At 70.6% G+C, this 6639-nt stretch carries 6 protein-coding genes and 1 pseudogene; 1 reads left to right on the top strand and 6 read right to left on the bottom strand.

Going from position 1 to position 6639, the window contains the following annotated elements; genetic code table 11:
• The 3 genes and pseudogenes from C7444_RS20745 to C7444_RS19635 form a co-directional block, all read right to left on the bottom strand.
• Nucleotides 1-137, bottom strand: a pseudogene (locus C7444_RS20745) (amino acid ABC transporter substrate-binding protein); the annotation flags it as partial.
• Between the two features lie 178 nt (nucleotides 138-315).
• Complete coding sequence (locus tag C7444_RS19640) at nucleotides 316-1269, bottom strand: LysR family transcriptional regulator (RefSeq protein WP_110402554.1); 954 nt, start codon at nucleotides 1267-1269, stop codon at nucleotides 316-318.
• A gap of 78 nt (nucleotides 1270-1347) precedes the next feature.
• On the bottom strand, nucleotides 1348-3186 hold the full coding sequence (locus tag C7444_RS19635) for an ABCB family ABC transporter ATP-binding protein/permease (protein WP_170130817.1): 1839 nt from the start codon (nucleotides 3184-3186) through the stop codon (nucleotides 1348-1350).
• A 35-nt stretch (nucleotides 3187-3221) separates the two neighbouring features.
• Here C7444_RS19635 and C7444_RS19630 point away from each other — a divergent pair, with 35 nt between their 5' ends.
• A complete protein-coding gene (locus C7444_RS19630) occupies nucleotides 3222-3650 on the top strand; it encodes an acyl-CoA thioesterase (protein ID WP_375136946.1) in 429 nt (142 codons plus the stop codon).
• Between the two features lie 13 nt (nucleotides 3651-3663).
• Here the strand turns inward: C7444_RS19630 and C7444_RS19625 are convergent, their stop codons facing one another.
• The 3 genes from C7444_RS19625 to C7444_RS19615 all read right to left on the bottom strand — a co-directional run bounded on the left by C7444_RS19625 (nucleotide 3664) and on the right by C7444_RS19615 (nucleotide 6635).
• A complete protein-coding gene (locus C7444_RS19625; protein ID WP_146219456.1) occupies nucleotides 3664-4521 on the bottom strand; it encodes an SGNH/GDSL hydrolase family protein in 858 nt (285 codons plus the stop codon).
• A gap of 6 nt (nucleotides 4522-4527) precedes the next feature.
• On the bottom strand, nucleotides 4528-5292 hold the full coding sequence (locus C7444_RS19620) for an enoyl-CoA hydratase (protein WP_110402551.1): 765 nt from the start codon (nucleotides 5290-5292) through the stop codon (nucleotides 4528-4530).
• Between the two features lie 143 nt (nucleotides 5293-5435).
• Nucleotides 5436-6635: an acetyl-CoA C-acyltransferase gene (locus C7444_RS19615; protein ID WP_110402550.1), complete on the bottom strand. Its 1200-nt coding sequence runs from the start codon at nucleotides 6633-6635 to the stop codon at nucleotides 5436-5438.
• Nucleotides 6636-6639 lie beyond the last annotated feature (4 nt).

Below are 6639 nucleotides of genomic sequence, written 5' to 3'. Positions count from 1 at the left end.
GACAGCGCGCCCGAGGACTCGCGCACGCCCAGCGTGATCGAGCCGCTGTCCTTGATCTTCTTGAGGGTGTCGGTGCTCTGCGCCTGGGCGGCGCCAAGGGCGGCCATGGCCGCGAACATGAGGAGGGACTTCTTCATCAGGACTCCTGGTTGAGAGTTCGTTGGAAACAACCCGCTGCCTGATTCTAGGCCGGGCGCCCGTGCAGGCGGCCTGGGGGTGTTTCCGGGCACCACGAGGGTGCGGAATGGTCCAGGCATGCAGCTGGCATGCCACCGTCGGCGGCCGCCAGCCCCTGCCGGGCGGCTGCGCCGCCGTTCATCGGCGGGCCTGCTCGCGGGCGGCCTCGGCGGCCTGGCTGAGGTAGTCCCACAGCGCCTGGGCCGCAGCCTTCGAGTGTCGGGAGACTTCCGGGCGCTCGCGGTAGAGCCGGATCTCGATGGTCACCTCGAAGGCCTTGTCGGCCTGGCTGGGCCCGGCCGGCACCAGGCGGCGCGCGCGCACTTCCTTCTTGACCGAGCTGGCCGGCAGGAAGGCCAGTCCGTGTCCCTCGAGCGCCATCGCCTTCAGGCCTTCGGCCATGTCGGTCTCGTAGATCGGATCGAGGTAGAGCGGCTCGCTCGCCTGCTTGAGCAGCAGGTCGACCATGCGCCCGAGGTAGGCCCCGCCCGCATAACCCAGGTAGGGCACCCGCGCCCGCGGCCGCCCGGGCAGCCGGAACAGCGGCTCGCCATCGGCGTCGGCGCGGGCGTAAGGCGCCAGCGTCTCGGTGCCCAGGCTGAGCATCTCGTAGCGCTCCGGGTTGAGCTGCAGCGGCTGCGAGGCGTGGTGGTAGGCCAGCAGCAGGTCGCAGCTGCCTTCGGTCAGGTGCATCACCGCGTCGTGCACGTTCAGGCCGATGAGCCGGCTCTTGAACGCGCCGAAGCGCTGGCGCAGGTCCATCACCCAGTGCGGGAAAAAGGTGAAGGCGAGCGAGTGCGGCACCGCGAACTCGATCATGTCCTGCGCCGAGGTCTGGTGGCCGCGCATCAGGTTGTGCGCGGCCTGCAGCGAGCCGATGATCTCCAGCGCCTGGGGCAGCAGCATCTGTCCCGCCGACGTCAGCCGCGTCGGGTAGGACGAACGATCCACGAGGTCGACCCCGGCCCAGGCCTCGAGCGCCTGGATGCGGCGCGAGAACGCCGGTTGGGTCACGTGTCTCAGCTGGGCGGAGCGCGAAAAGCTGCGCGTCTCGGCCAGGCTGACGAAGTCTTCAAGCCATTTGGTCTCCACGGGGCGCAGTGTAGCGGCGGCCGTCGCCGCCTCGATGCGTGTTCCTCCTTACGAAGGGGGCCGGGCGGGCCGAGGGCTTCAGGTCGCCGGCACGGTCTGCTCCGGCATGCTGCGCTCGCCGCTGCCGCTCTGCTGCAGCTTCCACATGCGGGCGTAGGTGCCCCCGCTGGCCAGCAGTTCGGCATGGGTGCCCCGCTCGGTCACGCGCCCGCTCTCGAGCACGATGATCTGGTGGGCGTCGACGATGGTGCTGAGCCGGTGGGCGATGACCAGCGCGGTCTTGCCCCGGGCCGCGCTGGCCAGCTCGCCCTGGATGGCCCGTTCGCTGGCCGAGTCCAGCGCCGAGGTGGCCTCGTCGAAGATCAGCATCGGCGGGTTCTTCAGCAGCGTGCGGGCGATCGCGATGCGCTGCTTCTCGCCTCCGGAGACCTTCAGGCCACGCTCGCCGACCATCGTGTCGTAGCCGCGCGGCTGGGCGGCGATGAAGGCGTGGATGTGGGCGGCCCGGGCGGCGGCCTCGATCTCGGCCTGGGTCGCGCTGGTGCGGCCGTAGGCGATGTTGTAGCGCACGCTGTCGTTGAACAGCACGGTGTCCTGCGGCACGATGCCGATGGCACGGCGCAGGCTGTCCTGCGTCACCTGGCGCACGTCCTGGCGGTCGACGGTGATGCGTCCGCCATCGACGTCGTAGAAGCGGTAGAGCAGCCGTGCCAGCGTGCTCTTGCCCGAGCCGGAGGGCCCGACCACCGCGACCGTCTTGCCGCCCGGGATCTCGAAGCTGACGTCGTGCAGGATCTGGCGCTCGGGGTGGTAGCCGAAGTCGACGTGCTCGAAGCGCACGGTCGCGTGCTCGATCGCCAGCGGCCGGGCGCCCGGCGCGTCGGCGATCTCGCGCTCTCGCTCGAGCAGCGTGAACATGCGGTCGAGGTCGGTCAGGCTCTGCTTGATCTCGCGGTAGAGCACGCCCAGGAAGTTCAGCGGGATGTAGAGCTGGATCAGCAGCGCGTTGACCATCACCAGGTCGCCCAGCGTCATGCGCTGCGCGACCACCCCTTCGGTGGCGCGCCACAGCATCGCCACCAGGCTGCCGGCGATGATGAACTGCTGGCCGCTGTTGAGCAGCGACAGCGTGCCCTGCGACTTGATCTGCGCGCGGCGGTAGGCGTCCAGCCCGTCGTCGTAGCGGCGCGCCTCGAACTCCTCGTTGTTGAAGTACTTGACCGTCTCGTAGTTCAGCAGCGCGTCGACCGCACGCGAGTGGGCCTTGGAGTCGAGCTCGTTCATCTCGCGCCGGTACTGCGTGCGCCATTCGGTCACCGTGATGGTGAAGAGGCCGTAGGCCAGCAGCGCGCCCAGCGTGATCCAGACGAAGCCCATGTCGAAGCGGGTGCCCAGCAGCACCAGCACCAGCGTGAGCTCGACCAGCGTGGGCACGATGGTGTAGAGCGAGTAGCTCACCAGCGACTGCAGCGCCCGGGTGCCACGCTCGATGTCGCGTGTCATGCCGCCGGTCTGGCGCTCCAGGTGGAAACGCAGGCTCAGCGCGTGCAGGTGGCGGAAGGCCTCCAGCGCGATCTGGCGCGCCGCGCCGTGGGTGGCCTTGGCGAAGACGAGCTCGCGCAGCTCGGTGAACAGCGTGGTCGAGAAGCGCAGCCCGGCGTAGCCGAGCAGCAGTCCGATGGGCACCACCAGCAGCGCCCGCGGGTCGCCGACGGGGATCGACAGGCTGTCGACCATCTCCTTGAGCAGCAGCGGCACGCCGACGTTGGCGACCTTGGCGGCGATCAGGAAGGTCAGCGCCACCGCCATGCGCCAGCGGTAGTGCCACAGGTAAGGCATCAGGCGCCGCAGCGTCGCCCAGTCGTCGGAGCGGGCGCCGGAGGGGGCAGGGGAGGGGTCAGGGGCTGTGCGGCGCATCATGGAACAATCAGGAAAAACCAAGGAACACTGCGATGACCGACGCATCATGCCCTCTGCCCGCGCCCTACCTGATGCCTTGCCAGACGGACGAGGGGGGTGAGCTGGTGATGCGGGTCATCCCGATGCCCGCCGATGCGAACCCGAACGGCGACATCTTCGGCGGCTGGATCATGGCCCAGGTCGACCTGGCCGGCGCCGTGCTGCCGATCCGGGTGTCCCGCGGGCGGGTGACCACGGTGGCGGTCAACCAGTTCATTTTCAAGCAGCCGGTGTCCATCGGCGACCTGCTGAGCTTCTACGCCCGGGTGACGCGGGTGGGCAACACCTCCGTGACGGTGCACGTGGACGTGTTCGCCGAGCGCAACCCGGCCGAGCCGCATGTCGTCAAGGTGACCGAGGCCAGCCTCACCTACGTGGCCATCGACGCCCAGGGGCGTCCGCGCCCGGTGCAGCCGGGCTGATCCGGTGCGGGCCTCAGAAGCGTGAGGCCGTCTCCGGATGCCAGAAGTCGCTGGCCTGGAAGCCGCTGGGCAGGGCCGCGCCCTGCAGCACCGACTCGGCCAGGTCGTGCTCGATGTGCTCGGCCAGCTGGCGGGCCCAGCGCTCGATCCAGCGGGCGTCCGGGTGCAGGTCCTGCCCGGCCTGGCCGCCGCCCACGGGCTGCAGCATGAAGCGGGTGCGCCGGTGCGAGTGGCGCAGGTGGATGCGCAGCGCCCGGTCCAGCCGTTGGGCGGCATGCAGGCACTGCCAGCGCAGCGGCCGAGCCAGGCCGCCGAAGGGCTCGGGCTCCGGTGGCATCGGGGAGCAGTGCACCACGTGCCGCACCTGGGCCCGGTGCCGGGCATGGCTGCGCAGCGCATCCATCTGGCGCAGCCATTCGCGCGTGGGCACGCTGTGCAGCGTCGGGTGGTGTCCGGGCAGGGTGACCAGCACGTCGGCCGGTGCCAGGTCGGTGGCGGCCATGCACCCCAGCATGTCCTGGGCCCCGATCTGGCGTCCGGCCAGCAGCTGCCAGGTGACGGTGCACGGTCCGTCGGTCGACAGCAGCGCCGCCAGATGGTGCGCCAGCCGCGGCGCCAGGCCGCTCTCCGGGTCGGCCATTGCCACGCCGGCCGCCTGGGCATCCCCGACCACCAGCACCCGCAGCCGGACCGCCCCGCTGCCGGCCTGGCCGGACCGTGCCCCTTGCGCCTCGGGCTGCTGCCTGAGCTGCCGGGACACCAGCTGCCGCTGGCACCACAGCAGCGGCCCCAGGGCCAGTTCGAGCAGCCGGGTCGACATCGGCACAGCAGGGGACAGGACGGGTCGCACGGCCCGGGCAGTTGAGTTCATCGGCGCTCAGTTGAAGTTCGAAAAATCCGGTGGACGTTTCTGGAAGAAGGCCTGGAACGCCTCCTGGGCTTCGGGGCTGCGCAGACGGGCAGCAAAAATCGCGCCCTCGTCGGAGATGGTGCGCTGCACCGGTTCGGCCTGGGCGGCACGCATCAGCCGCTTGGTGTCGCGCACCGCGCCCGGGGGCAGCGCGTTGAAGCGTTCGGCCATGCGGCGGGCATGCGGCAGCACCTCGCCGGCGGGCAGCACCGCATTGGCCAGGCCCAGCTCGACCGCTTCGCTGCCGGTGAACGGGTCGCCCAGCATCAGCTTCTCGGTGGCGCGCACATGACCCATCAGCCGGGTGACCAGCAGGCTGGAGGCGAATTCGGGCACCAGGCCCAGGCTGACGAAGGGCATCGCCAGGCGGGCCTCGTCGGACACGTAGACCAGGTCGCAGTGCAGCAGCAGCGTCGTGCCGATGCCGATGGCCGCCCCGGTGACGGCGGCGACGACCGGCTTGTCGAAGCCGGCCAGCGTGCGCATGAACCGGAACACGGGCGAGCTCTCGGTGTCGACCGGGCGCTTCAGGAAGTCGTCCAGGTCATTGCCCGAGGTGAAGATGCCCGGCTGGCCGGTGATCAGCACGGCACGCACGGCCGGATCGGCCTGCGCGGCGAGCAGGCCTTCGCACAGCGACTCGTACATCGCGGTCGTCAGCGCGTTCTTCTTGTCCGGGCGGGCGATCTCGAGGGTGGTCACGCCCTGGAAGGTGGCGGTCTTGATGGACATCGGGTTTCCTGTCTCTGCCCGATCGTAGGGCAGCAGAGTGACAAATGGTTGCTTTTGGGGCGCTCGTGCGGCGCGTCTTGACCAAGGACAACAGCCGCCGCATCGGTCGATGCGGCGGCTGCGGTCGGGTGGCGAGCAGGAGATCAGGCGCGTTCGAAGATGCCGGCGGCGCCTTGACCCGTGCCCACGCACATCGTCAGCATGCCGTATTTCAGCTGCCGGCGGCGCAGCGCGTGCACGATGGTGGCCGCGCGGATGGCCCCGGTGGCCCCGAGCGGGTGGCCCAGCGCGATCGCGCCGCCCAGCGGATTGACCCGGGCGGCGTCGAGTCCGACCGAGTCGATCACCGCCAGCGACTGCGCGGCAAACGCCTCGTTCAGCTCGATCCAGTCCAGGTCGGCCAGCGACAGGCCCGCGCTGCGCAGCGCGGCCGGGATGGCCTCGATCGGGCCGATCCCCATGATCTCCGGCGGCACGCCGCGGCTGGCGAAGCTGACGAAGCGGGCCAGCGGCGTCAGGCCGAACTGGCGCACCGCCTTGTCGCTGGCCAGGATCAGCGCGCCGGCGCCGTCGCTGGTCTGCGAGCTGTTGCCGGCGGTGACGCTGCCCCGGGCGGCGAACACCGCCTTCAGCCGGGCCAGGCCGGCCAGCGAGGTGTCCACGCGCGGACCTTCGTCGAGGGTGACGGTGCGGGTGCGGGTGCGGACCTCGCCGGTGTCGAGGTCGGGCGTGCGCTCGATCACCTCCACCGGCGTGATCTCGTCGCTGAACTCGCCCGCGGCCTGCGCGGCCAGCGCCTTCTGGTGCGAGGCCAGCGCGAAGGCATCCTGGGCCTCGCGGCTCACCTTCCACTGCGTGGCGACCTTCTCGGCCGTCAGCCCCATGCCGTAGGCGATGCCCAGGTGCTCGTCACGCTCGAAGATCGTCGGGTTGAAGCTGGGCGTGTTGCCGCTCATCGGCACCAGGCTCATGCTCTCGGCGCCGCCGGCGATCATCACGTCGGCTTCGCCGACGCGGATGCGGTCGGCGGCCATCTGGATCGCGCTCAGGCCCGAGGCGCAGAAGCGGTTGACGGTGATGCCGCCCACCGAGTTCGGCAGCCCCGCCAGCAGCGCGGCCACCCGGGCCATGTTCAGGCCCTGCGGCCCTTCGGGCATGGCGCAGCCGATGATGGCGTCCTCGATCGCCTTCGGGTCGAGCGTGGGCACCTGGGCGAGGGCACCACGCATCGCGGCGACCAGCAGGTCGTCCGGGCGGGTGTGGCGGAAGGCGCCGCGGTGCGAGCGGCCGATCGGCGTGCGGCTGGCCGCGACGATGTAGGCGTCCTGGATCTGTTGGCTCATGTCG

The sequence above is a fragment of the Sphaerotilus hippei genome (genome assembly GCF_003201595.1).
Lineage (GTDB): Bacteria > Pseudomonadota > Gammaproteobacteria > Burkholderiales > Burkholderiaceae_C > Sphaerotilus > Sphaerotilus hippei.
The sequence above is the reverse complement of the archived record's forward strand: the minus strand, read 5'-3'. Positions and strand labels throughout refer to the sequence as shown.